The organism is Devosia sp. A369, assembly GCF_054489345.1.
The window spans coordinates 14,552-30,615 of sequence record NZ_JBTMWV010000018.1 but is presented as its reverse complement, the minus strand read 5'-3'; the positions used below and the strand labels follow the sequence as shown (position 1 = coordinate 30,615).

Sequence of the window (16,064 nt, the reverse complement as noted above, 5' to 3'; positions counted from 1 at the left end):
CGACGGTCAGTCCGGTCTGGAACGAGGACTGATACCAGACTGCCCCTTGACCTGATCGCCCGGGCCCAGCGCCACCGCATAGGCGGCGTCAGCGGCAAGCCCGGCGATGTCGCCCAGGCCCAGCTCAGCCGCTGGCGCGCCGATATCAGGCCGGCTTGGCCCCGACAGATAGATGGTGCGCCGCTGCTGGCCCTTGTGGCGTTCCAGTGCCAGCCGCAATTGCTGGAAGAAGGTAATCCAGCCCTCCGTGATATCGTCATAGCTGCCGGCCCAGTCGATCGGCGTCGCGCTGCTGCGCACCACCAGCAGCCTTGTCCGCTGGCCCTCGGCGCTGAGCCTGACAGCGTGAGACGCCCCCTCCCATTCACCGAAATCCAGCACCTGCTTGGCCTCGTCGGCGGTCACGCTGCCGAAAATGAAAGCGATCTCCTCGGCCAGCGACGGACTATCCCAGCCGAACCAGGTGGCAATCTGGTCCGGCTCGCGCATCGCCGCCCATACGCTGTCGATCGGCGCGGCGATGACGACGTCGACGATGTTCTGCTCATGCATCTGGCTCATGGGGCTGCTCCGCATTCTGTTGGGTGTGGCGCATGAAAGCTGCCGCATTCTTACCCACTCCTATTGGCCGCGTCGCATCCCTTTCTGGGGGCGCGGCGCGTGGCCCCCCGCCGGGGTCACTTTGGACTCAGCTCGGGCGTATCGGCTCCTTCGCCTCCCTCCCCCTTGAGGGGAGGGATTGAGGGTGGGGGTCGTGCAGTTGCCCACAAGGCCACCCCCTCCCCGGCCCTCCCCTCAAGGGGGAGGGAGGGAAAGAGCCGACAGCGTCAGGAAGACACGACGCAGCGTTTCGGAGCGACAGTCAGGGCCAAACACACCGATCCAGCAGGTGGCGATACTGCCCGGTTCCGCAACAATTTAGCGCGCTCTATTGCGCCGACAACCGGCTCCACAACAGCCTGCTCCGCTTTGTCCCATCACAACAATGGCTTGCCTCGACAATTTATAGACTCGAAAGTTGAGGCGTGTATTTATGGCTGCAGGCTGGGACGGGAGGGTGCTGGCCGCGGAGGGTATCAATTGCAACCGCTTGTCGGGTTTATCAAGGCCACGAGCCTTATCAACCGGGTGCTGGGAGAAGTGCTCTCCTGGTTGGCCCTGGTCTGCGTTCTCGTCTGCTTCGCCGTGGTGGTCCAACGCTACTTTTTCCACATCAGCCATTTGTGGATGCAGGATCTCTATGTCTGGGTGAACGGCGCCATGTTCACCGGCGTTGCCGGCTTTGCCCTGCTGCGGCAGGACCATGTGCGCGTCGATATTTTCTACCGACCCGCCTCGATCCGCAGAAAGGCCATCGCCGACCTGATCGGCGTCGTGCTGTTCCTGCTGCCCTTCATGTATGTGGTCTGGACTTATGGCTGGCCCTTCGTGCTGCGCTCGTGGCGGCTGTATGAGGGCTCCGCCAATATTGGCGGCATGCCGGGCCTGTTCATCCTCAAGAGCTTCATCCTGCTGTTCGCCGCCGTCGTCGCCCTGCAGGGGCTGGCCATGGCGGCACGGGCGATCCTGGTGCTGAACGGCAAGGAAGATCTGCTCCCCCAACCCATGCGTTATGAAGCCGAAAAGGGGCATGGCTGATGGATCTCGTCCTCGTGGGAGAGATCCTCTCCGGTCTGATGTTTTTCGGCGTCATCGGCGTCTTGCTGCTGGGCTTTCCCGTGGCGTTCAGCCTTGCCGGCACCGCGCTGATTTTTGGCCTCGTCGGCATGTCGCTCGGCGTTTTCGACCCCTCCAATTTCGGCTCGCTGGCCGCCCGCTATATCGGCTTCATGACCAATGAGGTGCTGGTAGCGGTGCCGCTGTTCATCTTCATGGGCGTGATGCTGGAACGCTCCGGCATTGCCGAGCGCCTGCTGCTCACCATGGGCAAGCTGTTCGGCAATCTGCGCGGCGGCCTCGGCATCTCGGTCATTCTCGTGGGGGCGTTGCTCGCGGCCTCCACCGGCGTGGTCGGCGCCACCGTGGTCACCATGGGGCTGATCTCGCTGCCCGCCATGCTGCGCGCCGGCTATGATCCCAAACTGGCGAGCGGCGTCATCTGCGCCTCCGGCACGCTGGGCCAGATCATCCCGCCCTCGACCGTACTAATTTTCATGGGCGACATGCTCTCGGGCATCAACGCCCAGGTGCAGATGGAAAAGGGCAATTTCGCGCCCGAACCGGTGTCGGTTGGCGCGCTGTTCGCCGGCGCCTTCATCCCCGGCATGGTGCTGGTTTGCCTCTATCTGCTCTGGGTGATCTTCAAGGCCTTTACCGATCCCGAATCCTGCCCCGCCACCCCGGTGCCGGAGGCCGAAAAGAAGGATCTGGCCCGCGAAGTCCTGGTCGCTTTGGTGCCGCCGCTGGCGCTGATCGTCGCCGTGCTCGGCTCGATCCTCGCCGGCATCGCCACTCCGACCGAGGCCGCTTCGGTGGGTTCGGTCGGCGCCATGGTGCTGGCTTTGCTCAACCGCAAACTCAACTTCACCATCCTGCGCCAGGCGGTGATTTCCACCGCCACCATCACCTCGATGGTGTTCATCATCCTGTTCGGTGCTGCGGTGTTCTCCATCGTCTTCCGCATGATGGGCGGCGACAATCTGGTGCATGAATTCCTCGGCAACATGCCGGGTGGGGCCATCGGCGCCACCATCATCGTCATGTTCATCATGTTCCTGCTGGGCTTCATCCTCGACACTTTCGAGATCATCTTCATCGTGATCCCGATCACCGCGCCGGTGCTGCTGGCGCTGGGTGTCGATCCGATCTGGCTGGGCGTCGCCGTCGGCGTCAATCTGCAGACCAGCTTCCTGACGCCGCCCTTCGGCTTCTCGCTGTTCTATCTGCGCGGCGTCGCCCCGGCCCGGGTCACCACCGGCATGATCTATCGCGGCGTCGTGCCCTTCGTCATCCTGCAACTGGTCGGGCTGGCCATCCTGTTCATCTTCCCCGATCTGATCACCTGGCTACCCCGGTTGATCTACCACTAGGACCAACAAAAAAAGCCCGGGCCAAAACCCGGGCTTTTCCATCTTCGCTGAGCCTTACGTGTATTTGATATATTTCTCGCGGGCGGCCAGATAGGGCATATCCGTCCCCTCGGTGCGCTGGCGCAGCAGGTTGAAGGCGGCCACAAAGCTCTCCGCCGTTTCCTTGGTCAGGGCGTCGCCGCCCTCGCGGATTTCAGCAATCAGCTCCATCGATGCCTTGGCGCCGGCCTCGAGGATTTCCTCGGGGAAACGCCGCACCTGCACGCCATGCTCGGTGACCAGCGCATTGAGTGCGCGCGGATCATTGGCCGCCATGTCGGAGGCCACGTCGTCATAGGAAGCCTCGGCGCAGATCTTGACGATTTCCTGCAGGTCTTCCGGCAGTTCGAGCAGCTTGGCCTTGTTGATGGCGACTTCCGTGGCCAGCCCCGGCTCGACGAAGCTGGGGAAATAATAGTTCTTGGCGATCTGGTAGAAACCCAGCGCCAGATCATTATACGGCCCGACGAATTCGGCCGCATCCAGCGTACCCGACTGCAGCGCCGCGAAAATATCGCCCGCCGCCAGATTGGTCACCGTGGCGCCCAGCTTGCCCCACACCTGACCACCCAGACCGGGGGTGCGGAACCGCAGCCCCTGCAGATCGCTCAGCCCCGTCAGCTCATTGCGGAACCAGCCACCGGCCTGCGTGCCGGTATCGCCCGACAGATAGCCCTGCAGGCCGAACTGGTCATAAATCTTGTCCCAGATTTCCTGGCCGCCGAGATAGCGCACCCAGGCCGTCAGTTCGCGGCTGGTCATGCCGTAAGGCACGCCGGTGAAAAAGCTCAGCCCCTGGCTTTTGTTCTGCCAGTAATACGGCGTGCCATGGCTCAGTTCGGCCGAGCCATCGATCACCGCGTCCAGCGCCTGCAGCCCCGGCACCATTTCGCCGGCAGCATAGACCTGCACCGTCAGCCGACCACCCGAAGCCCTGGTGATGCGGTCGGCCAGGTTCTGCGCCCCGACCCCGAGGCCCGGAAAATTCTTGGGCCAGGTGGTGACCATGCGCCAGTTGATGACGCCTTGGGCGATGGCGGGCGTGGCAAGTGTTGAGGCAGCGGCGGCGCCAATCGTGGCAACCGAAGCCGATTTGAAGAATTCACGTCTCTTCATAAACTTCCTCCCATGAATCGCCCGCTTGTGCGGACGATGCCGGTGCCGCTGCCGTCTCCCCCCGAGCCGGCGCAGACCAGTTCGCTAGAAAAGCAAGCTCATCGGTCGCTGTCCAGCATGTTGTTGCGCGGCAATGGAAATCCGCTGCCGATGATTTTCAGCAAGTGTGATGGATTAAACCCCGCGCTGGCGCGTTGATACTATTCGAGGGCCTGAGTATGGCCCGCAACACGGAGGAAATCATGAAGTTCCGCACTCTCCTGGCCGGCGCTGCCGCGCTGGTCCTGCTGGCTGCACCCGCCTTCGCCGCCGACTATCTCGGCGGCGCCGTCAAATCCACCGATATCGGTGGCAAGATGGTGCTGACCGGCGCCAGTGACATGACGCTCTACACCTTCGACAAGGACACCAATGGCGATGGCAAGAGCGTCTGCAATGACGACTGCGCCGTCAAATGGCCGCCGCTGATGGCCGATGCCGGTGCTGCTGCCAAAGGCGACTTCACCCTGGTCACGCGCGACGATGGCACGTCGATGTGGGCCTATAAGGGCTGGCCGCTGTATTACTGGTACGAGGATACCGCCGCTGGCGACATCAAGGGTGACGGCGTCGGTGGCGTCTGGCATCTTGCCATCGAATAGACTTTAGAAACCCTCATGGACCAATTCCTCGACCAGCTCGAAGCCTGCGTGCCGGCCCTCAGGCGCTATGCCCGGGCGCTGACACGCAATGCTGATCTGGCCGATGATCTGGTGCAGGATTGTCTCGAACGCGCCATTTCCCGGCGCGGACTGTTCCGGCCCGCCGGCCCGGTCCGCGCCTGGCTGTTCACCATTTTACTGAACCTGTATCGCAATATGCTGCGCACCTCGCAGCGCCGGGGCGAGACGGTACATCTCGACAGTGTTCCCGAACCGGCGACTCCGGCCACCCAGCCGGGCCATATCGCGCTGGCCGAAATGGCCCGCGCCATTGAAACCCTGCCGCTCGAACAGAAGGAAGCCCTATTGCTCGTTGCCCTTGAGGGCCTCGCCTATCAGGAGGCCGCCGATATCGTCGGAATTCCGCTTGGCACGCTGATGAGCCGGCTTGGCCGCGCCCGCGCTGCCTTGCGCCTGCTCACCGGCACGCCCTCCGAGCCCTATCTGAGGACGGTCAAATGAGCGAGTTCACCAGCGAACGGCTGATGGCTTATGCCGATGGGCAATTGCCGGCCTCCGAGCACGCCGCCATGGAAGCCCATCTCGCCGCCAATCCCGAAGCGGCCGCCGAATTCGCTTTGCTGCAACGCCAGACCGACGCCATCCGAACCCTGTTTGGCCCCGCCGGCGCCGAAACCGTGCCACCGCAGCTCAAACCCAGCCGCCTCGCCACCGAAATCAGCCGCCGCCGCACCCGCGCCTGGGCCTGGGCCGCTGCCGCCGTCGTGCTGGTCGGCCTTGGCCTCGGCACCGGCTGGATCGCCCGGCCGCTGCTCGACAGCCGCCCCGCCAGCGCCACCCTGATCGCCAATGCGATCAATGCCCACAGCGTCTATGTCGCCGAAAACCGCCACGCCGTCGAAGTCGGTGGCGACGACAGCGAACATCTGAGCAGTTGGCTGTCCAACCGGCTCGATACCAGGCTGGGCATGCCCGACCTCGCCCCGGAAGGCTTCACCCTGGTCGGCGGGCGCCTCTTGCCCGGCGAACCCGAACTGGGCGGCCGCGCCGCGCAACTGATGTATGAGAACGCCACCAAGCAGCGCGTGACCATCTACGTCACCGCCGCTTTGCCCGACCGCCAGCCGGCCTATAAATTCACCAGCTATGAGGGCGCCGAAGCCTTCTACTGGGCCAATGCCCGCATCACCTGCACCGTGGTCGGCACCCTGCCCGAAACCCAGATGAAAGCCGTCGCCGGCGCCGTCTATACCCAGCTCACCGAAGGCGACGTCGCCATGCAACGCCCCTACCGGGGGTGACTTCGTCACCTCTTCTTCTTCACCTCTCCCTTCGGGGGAGAGGTCGACGCGCAGCGTCGGGTGAGGGGGCCTTCCCCATATCCACAGACTCTCGCCCCACCCACAATGTCACCCCGGCCTTGAGCCGGGGCCCATCCTGAGATTTCGAGATTGGCTCAAGACCGCGCTGACACCGCGTTTTTGCTGTCTACCGGCGCATTCCGCACCGGCAAATCATTGGAATAAATATTGTGCCGCCCGACATTGAGAATGTCGCGCTCGCCGCACAGCGCCATGGTGGTATCCAGCTCCTTGGCGATGATATCGAGCACCCTTGTCACCCCCGCCTCGCCACCGGCACCCAGCCCATACAGCATCGGCCGGCCGATAAACGTCCCCTTGGCGCCATAGGCCAGGGCCTTGAGCACATCCTGCCCCGAGCGAATCCCGCTATCGAGATAGACCTCGGTCTTGTGCCCCACCGCGTCGATGATTTCCGGCAGCACCCGAATGGTCGACGGCGCGCCGTCAAGCTGGCGTCCGCCATGGTTGGAGACGATAATGGCATCGGCCCCATTATCGATGGCCGCCTGCGCATCCTCGGGATCGAGCACGCCCTTGACGATCACCGGCCCGCCAAAGCGCTCCTTGATCCACTTCACATCGCTCCAGTTCAGCGTCGGATCGAACTGGCTGGCCGTCCAGGCCGACAGTGACGCCAGATCATGGTCGCCGCTGACATGGCCGACAATATTGCGGAAGGTATGCCGCTTGGTGCCCAGCATGCGGGCGCACCACAGGGGATGCTGCATCATCTGCCAAACGCTATAGGCGTTGAATTTGGGCGGGGTGGCGAGCCCGTTATGAATATCCTTGTGCCGCTGGCCGAGGATCTGCAAATCCATGGTCAGCACCAGCGCCGAACATTTCGCCGCCTTGGCCCGGTCGATCAGCCGCTCGATAAAACCCCGATCGCGCATCACATAAAGCTGGAACCAGAATGGTGCCGTCGTGTTCTCGGCAATGTCCTCGATGGAGCACACCGCCATGGTCGAGAGCGTGAACGGGATACCGTATTTCTCGGCCGCCTTGGCCGCCTTGATCTCCCCATCCGCCACCTGCATGCCGCCGGTCGCCGCCGGGGCAATCGCCACCGGCATGGTGATTGGCTTGCCCAGCATGGTGCTCTTGAGGTTGCGCCCCTCCAGATTCACCGCCACCTTTTGCTTGAGCTTGATCTTGTTGAAATCACTCTCGTTGTCGCGATAGGTGCCCTCGGTATAGCTGCCGCTATCGGCATATTCGAAGAACATCTTGGGCACGCTGCGGCGCGCCTTGGTCTTCATCTCGTCGACGGTAAGGATCTTATCGAGTGCGGCCATGCTGGGAGCTCCGGGAGTTGCCCTGCCCTAGCAACTAACATGTTAGTCGTCAATGCGGCGCGGATAGTGCCCCAACCACGGAGCCTAAGCCCCTCCCCCTTGAGGGGAGGGGTTGGGGTGGGGGTGTCGGCGGTCCCGCAAGTTCCGAGTTTTGGGATGCCACGACACCCCCACCCTCGATCCCTCCCCTCACGGGGGAGGGAAGGTCGACTGATGGCTTGCCACCACCGCTCCCATCCCCTCAAATGCCGCCAACCCGGAGAACACCCCATGGCCATCGGCGGCGACGCGCTCGAATTCATCGACAAAAAATTCTACGGCCTAACCATCGGCATCGCCGCGCTGGAGGTGCTCTATGATGGCTGCCGCTGGGCCGAAGGCCCGGTCTGGTTCGGCGACGGCAATTACGTGGTCTGGAGCGACATCCCCAATAACCGCATGCTGAAATATGTCCCCGAGCTCGGCGTCACTGCCTTCCGCACCCCCTCCAATTACGTCAACGGCAACACCCGCGACCGCCAGGGAAGGCTGATTTCCTGCTCGCATGGCGCCCGCGCCGTGCTGCGCACCGAATGGGACGGCTCCATCACCACCTTGGTCGACCGCTATCAGGGCAAGCGGCTCAATTCGCCCAATGACGTGGTGGTCAAATCCGACGGCAGCATCTGGTTCACCGACCCCAGCTACGGCATCCTCAGCGACTATGAAGGCTACAAAGCCGATTCCGAGCAGGCCGGCTGCTTCGTCTATCGCTTCGACCCCGCCGATAGTTCGCTCACCGTGGTCGCCGACGATTTCGCCAAGCCCAATGGCCTGGCCTTCTCGCCCGACGAATCCATTCTCTATGTCTCCGACACCGGCCAGAGCCATGATCCCGACTGGCCGGCCCATATCCGCCAGTTCTCCGTCACCGGCAGCAAACTGACCCAGCCCAAACTCTTCGCCGACATCGACTCCGGCCTGCCCGATGGCTTCCGCCTCGATACCGAGGGCAATGTCTGGACCAGCGCCGGGCTCGGGGTGAATTGCTACGATCCGTCCGGCGCCCTGCTCGGCCGCATCAAGACCGGTGCCAAAACCTCCAACCTCACCTTTGGCGGCCCCCGCCGCAACCGACTGTTCATCACCGCCAGCCAGTATCTGCTGGCCATCTATGTCGGCGCAACCGGACTGCAGACGCCTTGAGCTTCATCACCGAAAATCTGCGCCTCGACCCGGCCCCCCGTCTTCCTTGCATCCGGCTTTACACCGCCCATCCCGGCAGCCGGCTATCGCAGCTCCCCGGCGACGACGCCCCCTATTGGGCCTATCCATGGGCCGGAGGCCTCGCTTTGGCGCAGCATTTTGAGGCCCATCCCGAACTGGTTTCTGGGCAACGTATCCTCGATCTGGGCGCCGGCTCCGGCCTCGTCGGCATCGTCGCCGCCAAGGCGGGAGCATTGGTCACCGCCGCCGAAATCGACCCAAACGGCCAAGCCGCCATCGCGCTCAACGCGGCGGCCAATGGCGTCACCATCAATCTGCTGGATATCGACCTGACCGGCGCCCCACCCGCTGACATCGACCTGATCGCCGCCGGCGACGTCTTCTACAACGGCGACGTGGCGGCAATCATGCTGCCCTATCTGCAACGCTGCCACACCGCCGGCATCACCGTGCTGATCGGCGACCCACAGCGCCGGGATTTGCCGCTGGACCAACTGGAACTGCTCGCCTCCTACGCCGTAGGCGACGTCGGCGATGCAAGGGAAAAGGCTGATCGCATCGGCTCGGTCTATCGCCTGCGCGGGTGAGTTTCGGGCAGAATATCTCCCCACCCCCGATGTCACCCCGGCCTTGAGCCGGGGCCCATCCCCCGATCAGGTCGGTGGTCGCATCTCAAGATGGGTCCCGGCTCAAGGCCGGGATGACACCGCGTTTTTGGCAACGAGTGAGGGAAAATGTGGGCAATCGCCCCAACACCTACTTCTTCCGCGCCTTCGGCTTCTTCACCTTCGGCAGTGGCAGCGCATCCGCCGTCACCCGCACCAGCCCGGCCAGCCAGTCCGTATCCTCCCAGCGCCCGCCATCGATGAGATAATACATCTTCGACCCCGGATAGGCCGGGGCCTCCGTCACCTCGCCGAGATGGCCCCGCCCCGCCTCGGTCGGCTTGATGAACAGCTGGTCGTCGCAGACAAAGGCCACCACCTTGGTGTCGCAATACAGCGCGAACTCGCCGAACATCCGCCGCGCGGTGACCGTACCGGCCGCCGCGCATTGTTCGAGCAGATAGTCGACGGTGCTTTGCTGGCTGCTCACATCACCGCCCCGACCTGCCACGGCACGAATTCATTGTCGCCATAGCCCAGCGCTTCCGATTTGGTTTCGGCGCCCGAAGCGACCTTCAACAGCAGATCGAAGATTTCCTGCCCCTTGGCCTCGATGGAGACACCCTCGACGATATCGCCGCAATTGATGTCCATGTCCTCGGTCATGCGCGCATACATATCCGAATTGGTGGCGAGCTTGATGGACGGCACCGGCTTGCAGCCATAGGCCGAACCGCGACCGGTGGTGAAGGCCAGAATATTGGCGCCACCGGCCACCTGCCCCGTCGCCGACACCGGATCAAAGCCCGGCGTGTCCATGAACACAAATCCCTTTTCGGTCACCTGCTCGGCATATTCATACACCGCCGTCAGCGGCGTGGTGCCGCCCTTGGCCGCCGCGCCCAGCGACTTTTCCAAAATCGTGGTCAGCCCGCCCAGCTTGTTGCCGGGGGAGGGATTATTGTTCATCTCGCCGCGATTGCGCGCGGTGTAATCCTCCCACCACTTGATCCGCGCCAGCAGCTTTTCCCCGACTTCGCGCGATACCGCACGGCGGGTCAGCAAATGCTCGGCGCCATAGATTTCCGGGGTTTCGCTGAGGATCGCCGTGCCGCCCTGGCGCACCAGAATATCGGCGGCCACGCCCAGCGCCGGATTGGCGGTGATCCCCGAATAACCGTCCGAACCACCGCATTGCAGCGCCAGCGTCAGCTCTGACGCATCCACCGTTTCGCGCTTGGCCCGCGCCGCCACCGGCAGCATTTCCTTGATCCGCTCGACACCCCAGTCGATCATTTTGCGGGTGCCGCCGATCTCCTGGATGGTCATGGTCTGGAAGGTGTCGGTTTCGCTGAGCTGGTAGCTTTCCTTCATCTTGTCGATCTGGAAGCTCTCGCAGCCCAGCCCGACCAGCAGCGCCGCCCCGAGATTGGGATTGGCGGTGTAGCCCCATTGGGTGCGACGGAACAGCTGGTAGCCCTCGCCCTTGATGTCCATGGCGCAGCCGGTGCCATGCACGAAGGGGATCACACCATCGATGCCCGGATAATCCTTGAGAATCCCCGAGCGGTTGATTTCCTCGGCCATGAATTTGGCCACCGTGGCCGAGCAGTTCACCGAGGTGAGAATGCCGATATAATTGCGCGTGCCGACCTTGCCATTGGCCCGGCGATAGCCCTCAAAGGTGGAGCGCTGGCCGACCGGCACCATCTCCGGCGCGATCACGCCCTCGCCGAAGGCATAGTCATGGCTCAGCGAGCCATCGGCGCCGCCCATGCCGCAATTATGCTCATGCACCCAGTCGCCGGCCGGAATGCCCTCTTTGGCAAAGCCGATGATCTGGCCGAATTTGATGATCGCTTCGCCGGCGCCAATCGCCCGCACCGCGAATTTATGCCCGCGCGGCACCCGCCGCACCACAGCAACGCCCTGCGGCGTTTCGGTGCCGATATCGAGATTGGCCAGCGCCACGCCGATATTGTCTTCGGCATTGAGCAGCAGGGTACGGCCTTGGGGACGGGTCATCGTTTCAGACATAGATCGGGGGACTTTCGTGGGTCGGGTCTCAACTGCGCTTTACCTCGGACCCATTTGCCGCCAGATTGCCCGCAATCGGCAGCGACGGGCGTTGTAAAGCACCTCTTCACTAACTAACATGTTAGCATGACAACCGCAGCAAGTCCCTATTCATTTCTGGTCCGTCCCACCGCTTTGACACGCGGCAGCGTCACCGCCGACGTCACCAGCGCCATTCGCCAGGCCATCGTTACCCTCGCCCTGCCCCCCGGCAGTCCCATCGATAAGTCGCTGATCTGCGCCGAATTGGGCGTGTCGCGCTTTCCGGTCAGCGAAGCGCTGGCGCGGCTGCAGATCGAGGGCCTGGTCGATATCGCGCCGCAGCGCGGCTCCACCGTGTCGCTGGTCCGGCTCAGCGATGTCCGCGAATATATGCTGATCCGCAAAGGCCTCGAATCGGAAGCGCTGCGCGTCTTGATCGGCAGCCACGATGCCAGCCTGATCGAGGCGCTGCATGCCAATATGGCGAGCCAGCGCGCGGTCGCCGAGCGCGACGACGCCGAAAGCTTCCATCAGATCGATGTCGAATTTCACGACATCATCTATCGCTCGATGCGCTTCACCAAGATCAAGACCATCATCGATTCCGCCCGCGCCAATCTCGACCGCGCCCGCCGCCTGATCGTCACCCCGCGCCGGCTGGCGCTGACCATCGCCGAGCACCAGGCGATTTTCGACGGCATTCTGGCGCAGAACGAGACGCAGGCCACCCGCGCCATCCGCGCCCATATCGATGCGGTGATGGTCGAACTCTTCGCCTTTGCCCGCGAACACCCCGATCTGTTCGCCGATGGCGCCACGCTGGACGCCGACAGCGACAGCTTTCCCTTCGGCTAAACCCCGGCGGACCGCCCGGTCCAGGAGACCAAGCATGCTCAAGAATATCCCGCCGATCCTCGGACCCGATCTGCTCGCCATCCTGCGCGCCATGGGCCATGGCGATGAGATCGCCATTGTCGACGCCAATTATCCCGCCGACGCCGCCGGCCCGGCTTTGGTACGGCTCGACGGCATCAGCGCCACCGATGTGCTCGATGCCGTGCTGACGTTGATGCCGCTCGATGATTTCGTCGACGAAGCGGCCATCTGCATGCAGGTGGTCGGCGATGCCGGCAAGCGCGAGCCGGTGATGGATCAGTTCGAAACCATCATCCGCCGCCACGAGCCCGAGATGAGCCTGGCCTCGCTGGAGCGCTTTGCCTTCTACGATCGCGTCAAGCAGGGCTACGCCATCATCCAGACCGGCGAGCGTCGGCTCTATGGCAATATCCTGCTCAAAAAGGGCGTTATCCGCCCCGACGCCTGAAACTTTGCCGCGACTGAACCGATTGAACCAAGGTCGCCCTCGACACACTAACATGTTAGCGGCTATGGCCAAGCCCAACGCTAACAGAAAGACACAGCATGAAACTGCTCCGCATTGGCGCCCAGGGCGCAGAGAAGCCTGCCATCCTGGCTGAAGACGGTTCGATCCGCGATCTGTCCGGCATTGTCGGCGATATCGGTGGCCAGACCCTGACCCCCGAAGGCATCGCCAAAATCCGCGCTGTCGATATCAGCACCCTGCCCCAGCTCGACGCCGGCCAGCGCATCGGCCCCTGCGTCGCCAATGTCGGCAAGTTCATCTGCATCGGCCTGAATTTCGCCGACCACGCCGCCGAAACCGGCGCCGACATTCCGCCCGAGCCGATCATCTTCATGAAGGCCACCAGCGCCATCATCGGCCCCAATGACGATGTGATCATTCCCAAGAATGCCATCAAGCCGGACTGGGAAGTCGAACTCGGCGTCGTCATCGGCAAGGAGGCCCGTTATGTCGACGAGGCCGACGCCATGGAGCATGTCGCCGGCTATTGCGTCATCAACGACGTCTCCGAGCGCCATTTCCAGACCGAGCGCGGCGGCACCTGGGACAAGGGCAAGGGCAGCGATACCTTTGGCCCCATCGGCCCCTGGCTGGTGACCCGGGACGAAGTCGCCGACCCGCAAAATCTGGGCATGTGGCTCGACGTCGACGGCAAGCGCTACCAGAACGGCTCCACCAAGACGATGATCTTCGGCGTCGCCCATGTCGTTGCCTATGTCAGTCAGTTCATGAGCCTGCAGCCCGGCGACATCATCTCCACCGGCACCCCTCCGGGCGTCGGCATGGGCGTCAAGCCGAACCCGGTCTGGCTCCAGCCCGGCAACGTCATGCGCCTCGGCATCGAAGGCCTCGGCGAACAGCAGCAAAACGTGAAGGCCTACAGCGCCTAGGGCGCAAATCCCTCAGTCGACACCCTCCCCCTTGCGGGGCTTGGGCGCGGCCCGCAGGGACAAATCGCTCCAGTGGAGCGATTTGAGCGAGCAAGGCCATGAGGGCTGCGTCCGAATGGCGATCAAGGGTGGGGGGTAGGTCACGGACACCGGGCCCGCGGAGAGATACCCCCTCCCGGCTCGATTGCCGGACTTCGCAAACGCTAAGTCCTATCTCGCTCTCCCTCCCCACAAGGGGGAGGGTGAGCCCGGTGGTTGCGGCCACCCACCGACCATCACCCACCACCAGCCGTCACCCTCGGGCCTGACCCGAGGGCTCTGCACTGCCGCCGGCGGGGCGAAGCCCCTTCCCCTCTCCCCTTGAGGGAGAGGGACAGTCCTGCCGCGTTCAGCGGAAGGACAGGGTGAGGGGTGCTGCGCCCGCCCATGCGTCAATGCGCGTGAAAGAGCCCCTCATCCGCCCCTTCGGGGCACCTTCTCCCTCAAGGGGAGAAGGCAAGGAAGATCAGCAGCCCCGCGCTAAGCGGGCCGCCGCGCCACCAGATCAATCTCCACCAGCGCCCCCACCGCCAGCGCCGTCACCCCCACGGTCGTCCGCGCCGGCAATTTCCCCACCTCGAAAAAGCTCGGCCACAGCGCGTTCATCGCCGCGTAGTCGCGCTCGAATTCGGTGAGGTAAATCCGCGCCATGGTGACGTGCTCCAGCCCCAGCCCGATCCCGCCCAGCACGATTTTGAGGTTCTCGACCACCCGCCGTGTCTGCGCCTCGACACCCGCCGGCAAGGGCGCGTCGGGTGCCTCCGGATCGGTCGGCATCTGCCCGGTGATGAACACCCAGCCATCCGCCTCGACGGCGTGGGAGAAGGGGGCAACCGGCCTGGGGCCGCTGGCGATCATATGATGGAGAAGCTGGCTCACTATGTGTCCCTGCGTAATTGATAATGCCTCAACGCGATATGACTTGAGCCTCACCGTCTGCCCAGCCATAAGTCAACGTCCGGTGGGCGTTGCACACCGCTCTTCAGCGCCACGGAACCCACCATGTTCGACATCTTCCACACCATCTCGGCCTATCTCGAAAGTTTTCTCAACACGATTTCGGGCAATTTCTGGCTGACCTTCTGGTTCATCTTCCTGGTCGCCATTGGCGAGGCGGTGTTCATCCTCGGCCTGTTCGTGCCCTCGACCCCGGTGCTGCTGATGGCCGGCGGCATTATCGCCGAAGGGCGCCTGCCTTTCTGGGAGGTGTATTTCGCCGCGGTGATCGGCGCCATTATCGGCGACGCGCTGTCCTACACCATCGGCCATTTCCTCAAGGATTCGATCAAGGAGGTGTGGCCGTTCAAGAACCACAAGCCGCTGATCGCCCGCGGCGAGCAATTCTTTGCCCGCCATGGCGGCAAGGCGGTGTTCATCGGTCGCTTCATTCCCGGCGTCAAAGCCGTGATCCCCGGCGTCGCCGGCATCATGGGCATGAAATACAGCCACTTCACCATCATCAATGTCAGCTCGGCCTTTGTCTGGGCCGCCGCCCATATCCTGCCCGGCATGCTGCTGACCGCCTGGCTCAAATCCATCGGCCTGTCGCTCGAGCTGGTAATCGTGGTTGGCACGCTGATCCTGACGGCGCTGTTTTTGGGCGTGCATTACCACCGCCGCATCCTGCTGTTCTTTGCCCCGTGGCTGGGCAGCTTTGGCCGCTCGATCCAGGCCCGCTGGGGCGCGCAGAACGTGCCGCACTGAGCGCGAATGCCGTCTTGCAGGGCGGGCCAAAAAGGCTCACTCTGCCGCCATCATGTACCGCTGGCTCGCCCATTTCCGGTTCATCATTGCCCTAGCCGGGCCGCTCGCCGCTTTTGCCCTGATGCCGCCCGTTATGGCCCAGAGCGAGGAGGACAGCGCGGCGCTCGACACGCTGTTTGCCCAGCTCCGTTCGGCCCCCGACGAGGCCAAGGCCCGCGCCGTCGCCGACCAGATCTGGCTGCACTGGACCACCCCGGCCAATCCGGCGCTGGCCATGCGCATGCGGGACATTCTGGCATTGCGCCTGCGGGCCGATTTCCCCACCGTGCTGGCCTTGCTCGACAGGCTGGTGGCCGATTATCCCGACTATGCCGAGGGCTGGAACCAGCGCGCCACCATCCACTATCTGCTGCGCAATTTCGAGCAATCGCTGGCCGATATCGACAAGGTGCTGGAACTGGAGCCGCGCCATTTCGGAGCGCTGGCGGGCCGCGCGGTGATCTATAAAAACCAGGGCAAGGACGAGTTGGCGCTGCGCGACATGATCGCCGCGCTGGCAATCCATCCCTTCCTCGCCGAACGCGGCCTGTTCCCCGAACTGGTCGACCTGATCCGTGCCTGACGGCACCTTGCGGCGGCGCGAAGCTGCGCCCACATTGCTGGCGATGCC

At 63.5% G+C, this 16,064-nt stretch carries 18 protein-coding genes; 12 read left to right on the top strand and 6 right to left on the bottom strand.

The genetic code is table 11. The annotated features are described in order from the left end of the window. Positions 1–6 precede the first annotated feature (6 nt). Positions 7–561 (bottom strand): SRPBCC family protein, encoded by a 555-nt coding sequence (locus ACX3OZ_RS16905; protein ID WP_459105000.1) that lies wholly within the window; start codon positions 559–561, stop codon positions 7–9. A 519-nt stretch (positions 562–1,080) separates the two neighbouring features. Here ACX3OZ_RS16905 and ACX3OZ_RS16900 point away from each other — a divergent pair. Together ACX3OZ_RS16900 and ACX3OZ_RS16895 are read left to right on the top strand one after the other, a co-directional pair. Further along, complete coding sequence (locus ACX3OZ_RS16900) at positions 1,081–1,638, top strand: TRAP transporter small permease subunit (RefSeq protein WP_459095501.1); 558 nt, start codon at positions 1,081–1,083, stop codon at positions 1,636–1,638. Continuing rightward, positions 1,638–3,029 (top strand): TRAP transporter large permease, encoded by a 1,392-nt coding sequence (locus ACX3OZ_RS16895; protein ID WP_459095500.1) that lies wholly within the window; start codon positions 1,638–1,640, stop codon positions 3,027–3,029. Before ACX3OZ_RS16900 ends, ACX3OZ_RS16895 begins: the two co-directional genes overlap by 1 nt. Before the next feature lie 54 nt (positions 3,030–3,083). Here ACX3OZ_RS16895 and ACX3OZ_RS16890 read toward each other — a convergent pair whose 3' ends face one another. Then, on the bottom strand, positions 3,084–4,184 hold the full coding sequence (locus tag ACX3OZ_RS16890; RefSeq protein WP_459095499.1) for a TRAP transporter substrate-binding protein: 1,101 nt from the start codon (positions 4,182–4,184) through the stop codon (positions 3,084–3,086). 242 nt (positions 4,185–4,426) lie between these two features. On the opposite strand from ACX3OZ_RS16890, the gene ACX3OZ_RS16885 reads away from it, so the two are divergent. The 3 genes from ACX3OZ_RS16885 to ACX3OZ_RS16875 are packed head-to-tail and all read left to right on the top strand — an operon-like array spanning position 4,427 to position 6,147. Next, positions 4,427–4,825, top strand: coding sequence for a COG4315 family predicted lipoprotein (locus ACX3OZ_RS16885; RefSeq protein ID WP_459104999.1), 399 nt, complete (start codon positions 4,427–4,429; stop codon positions 4,823–4,825). A 15-nt stretch (positions 4,826–4,840) separates the two neighbouring features. After that, positions 4,841–5,347: a sigma-70 family RNA polymerase sigma factor gene (locus tag ACX3OZ_RS16880; RefSeq protein WP_459095496.1), complete on the top strand. Its 507-nt coding sequence runs from the start codon at positions 4,841–4,843 to the stop codon at positions 5,345–5,347. After that, positions 5,344–6,147 carry an anti-sigma factor family protein gene (locus ACX3OZ_RS16875; protein ID WP_459104998.1) on the top strand — a complete coding sequence of 268 codons (804 nt, stop codon included), beginning with the start codon at positions 5,344–5,346 and terminating at the stop codon, positions 6,145–6,147. The genes ACX3OZ_RS16880 and ACX3OZ_RS16875 overlap by 4 nt, the downstream gene beginning before the upstream one ends. A gap of 155 nt (positions 6,148–6,302) precedes the next feature. Here ACX3OZ_RS16875 and ACX3OZ_RS16870 read toward each other — a convergent pair whose 3' ends face one another. Continuing rightward, the gene (locus ACX3OZ_RS16870) at positions 6,303–7,508 is read right to left on the bottom strand and encodes an alpha-hydroxy acid oxidase (RefSeq protein ID WP_459104997.1); all 1,206 of its coding nucleotides are present in this window, start codon (positions 7,506–7,508) and stop codon (positions 6,303–6,305) included. 270 nt (positions 7,509–7,778) lie between these two features. On the opposite strand from ACX3OZ_RS16870, the gene ACX3OZ_RS16865 reads away from it, so the two are divergent. Next, entirely contained in the window at positions 7,779–8,693 is a 915-nt protein-coding gene (locus ACX3OZ_RS16865; protein ID WP_459104996.1) for an SMP-30/gluconolactonase/LRE family protein, read from the top strand. After that, positions 8,690–9,301: a class I SAM-dependent methyltransferase gene (locus ACX3OZ_RS16860; RefSeq protein WP_459104995.1), complete on the top strand. Its 612-nt coding sequence runs from the start codon at positions 8,690–8,692 to the stop codon at positions 9,299–9,301. The genes ACX3OZ_RS16865 and ACX3OZ_RS16860 overlap by 4 nt, the downstream gene beginning before the upstream one ends. Positions 9,302–9,470: 169 nt before the next feature. Here the strand turns inward: ACX3OZ_RS16860 and ACX3OZ_RS16855 are convergent, their stop codons facing one another. After that, positions 9,471–9,809 (bottom strand): TfoX/Sxy family protein, encoded by a 339-nt coding sequence (locus tag ACX3OZ_RS16855; protein ID WP_459104994.1) that lies wholly within the window; start codon positions 9,807–9,809, stop codon positions 9,471–9,473. Next, the gene (locus ACX3OZ_RS16850) at positions 9,806–11,344 is read right to left on the bottom strand and encodes a UxaA family hydrolase (protein ID WP_459095490.1); all 1,539 of its coding nucleotides are present in this window, start codon (positions 11,342–11,344) and stop codon (positions 9,806–9,808) included. Before ACX3OZ_RS16850 ends, ACX3OZ_RS16855 begins: the two co-directional genes overlap by 4 nt. 138 nt (positions 11,345–11,482) lie before the next feature. Between ACX3OZ_RS16850 and ACX3OZ_RS16845 the strand changes: the two genes are divergently transcribed. The 3 genes from ACX3OZ_RS16845 to ACX3OZ_RS16835 all read left to right on the top strand — a co-directional run bounded on the left by ACX3OZ_RS16845 (position 11,483) and on the right by ACX3OZ_RS16835 (position 13,651). After that, positions 11,483–12,232 carry a GntR family transcriptional regulator gene (locus ACX3OZ_RS16845; RefSeq protein WP_459095489.1) on the top strand — a complete coding sequence of 250 codons (750 nt, stop codon included), beginning with the start codon at positions 11,483–11,485 and terminating at the stop codon, positions 12,230–12,232. A gap of 34 nt (positions 12,233–12,266) precedes the next feature. Then, entirely contained in the window at positions 12,267–12,701 is a 435-nt protein-coding gene (locus tag ACX3OZ_RS16840) for an RbsD/FucU family protein (protein ID WP_459095488.1), read from the top strand. Positions 12,702–12,799: 98 nt separating this feature from the next. Continuing rightward, positions 12,800–13,651 carry a fumarylacetoacetate hydrolase family protein gene (locus ACX3OZ_RS16835; protein ID WP_459095487.1) on the top strand — a complete coding sequence of 284 codons (852 nt, stop codon included), beginning with the start codon at positions 12,800–12,802 and terminating at the stop codon, positions 13,649–13,651. A 519-nt stretch (positions 13,652–14,170) separates the two neighbouring features. Here ACX3OZ_RS16835 and ACX3OZ_RS16830 read toward each other — a convergent pair. After that, the gene (locus tag ACX3OZ_RS16830) at positions 14,171–14,548 is read right to left on the bottom strand and encodes a RidA family protein (protein ID WP_459094774.1); all 378 of its coding nucleotides are present in this window, start codon (positions 14,546–14,548) and stop codon (positions 14,171–14,173) included. A 144-nt stretch (positions 14,549–14,692) separates the two neighbouring features. On the opposite strand from ACX3OZ_RS16830, the gene ACX3OZ_RS16825 reads away from it, so the two are divergent. Then, a complete protein-coding gene (locus tag ACX3OZ_RS16825; protein ID WP_459093719.1) occupies positions 14,693–15,394 on the top strand; it encodes a DedA family protein in 702 nt (233 codons plus the stop codon). Between the two features lie 52 nt (positions 15,395–15,446). Beyond that, a complete protein-coding gene (locus ACX3OZ_RS16820; RefSeq protein ID WP_459093720.1) occupies positions 15,447–16,016 on the top strand; it encodes a tetratricopeptide repeat protein in 570 nt (189 codons plus the stop codon). Positions 16,017–16,064 lie beyond the last annotated feature (48 nt).

What these genes read in the sequence shown, in the direction of transcription:
- ACX3OZ_RS16840 (WP_459095488.1), top strand. Translation starts at nt 12,267, where the DNA reads ATGCTCAAGAATATCCCGCCGATCCTCGGACCCGATCTGCTCGCCATC.
- ACX3OZ_RS16865 (WP_459104996.1), top strand. Translation starts at nt 7,779, where the DNA reads ATGGCCATCGGCGGCGACGCGCTCGAATTCATCGACAAAAAATTCTAC.
- ACX3OZ_RS16905 (WP_459105000.1), bottom strand. Translation starts at nt 561, where the DNA reads ATGAGCCAGATGCATGAGCAGAACATCGTCGACGTCGTCATCGCCGCG.
- ACX3OZ_RS16895 (WP_459095500.1), top strand. Translation starts at nt 1,638, where the DNA reads ATGGATCTCGTCCTCGTGGGAGAGATCCTCTCCGGTCTGATGTTTTTC.
- ACX3OZ_RS16885 (WP_459104999.1), top strand. Translation starts at nt 4,427, where the DNA reads ATGAAGTTCCGCACTCTCCTGGCCGGCGCTGCCGCGCTGGTCCTGCTG.
- ACX3OZ_RS16825 (WP_459093719.1), top strand. Translation starts at nt 14,693, where the DNA reads ATGTTCGACATCTTCCACACCATCTCGGCCTATCTCGAAAGTTTTCTC.
- ACX3OZ_RS16880 (WP_459095496.1), top strand. Translation starts at nt 4,841, where the DNA reads ATGGACCAATTCCTCGACCAGCTCGAAGCCTGCGTGCCGGCCCTCAGG.
- ACX3OZ_RS16875 (WP_459104998.1), top strand. Translation starts at nt 5,344, where the DNA reads ATGAGCGAGTTCACCAGCGAACGGCTGATGGCTTATGCCGATGGGCAA.
- ACX3OZ_RS16890 (WP_459095499.1), bottom strand. Translation starts at nt 4,184, where the DNA reads ATGAAGAGACGTGAATTCTTCAAATCGGCTTCGGTTGCCACGATTGGC.
- ACX3OZ_RS16870 (WP_459104997.1), bottom strand. Translation starts at nt 7,508, where the DNA reads ATGGCCGCACTCGATAAGATCCTTACCGTCGACGAGATGAAGACCAAG.
- ACX3OZ_RS16830 (WP_459094774.1), bottom strand. Translation starts at nt 14,548, where the DNA reads ATGATCGCCAGCGGCCCCAGGCCGGTTGCCCCCTTCTCCCACGCCGTC.
- ACX3OZ_RS16850 (WP_459095490.1), bottom strand. Translation starts at nt 11,344, where the DNA reads ATGACCCGTCCCCAAGGCCGTACCCTGCTGCTCAATGCCGAAGACAAT.
- ACX3OZ_RS16845 (WP_459095489.1), top strand. Translation starts at nt 11,483, where the DNA reads ATGACAACCGCAGCAAGTCCCTATTCATTTCTGGTCCGTCCCACCGCT.
- ACX3OZ_RS16820 (WP_459093720.1), top strand. Translation starts at nt 15,447, where the DNA reads ATGTACCGCTGGCTCGCCCATTTCCGGTTCATCATTGCCCTAGCCGGG.
- ACX3OZ_RS16835 (WP_459095487.1), top strand. Translation starts at nt 12,800, where the DNA reads ATGAAACTGCTCCGCATTGGCGCCCAGGGCGCAGAGAAGCCTGCCATC.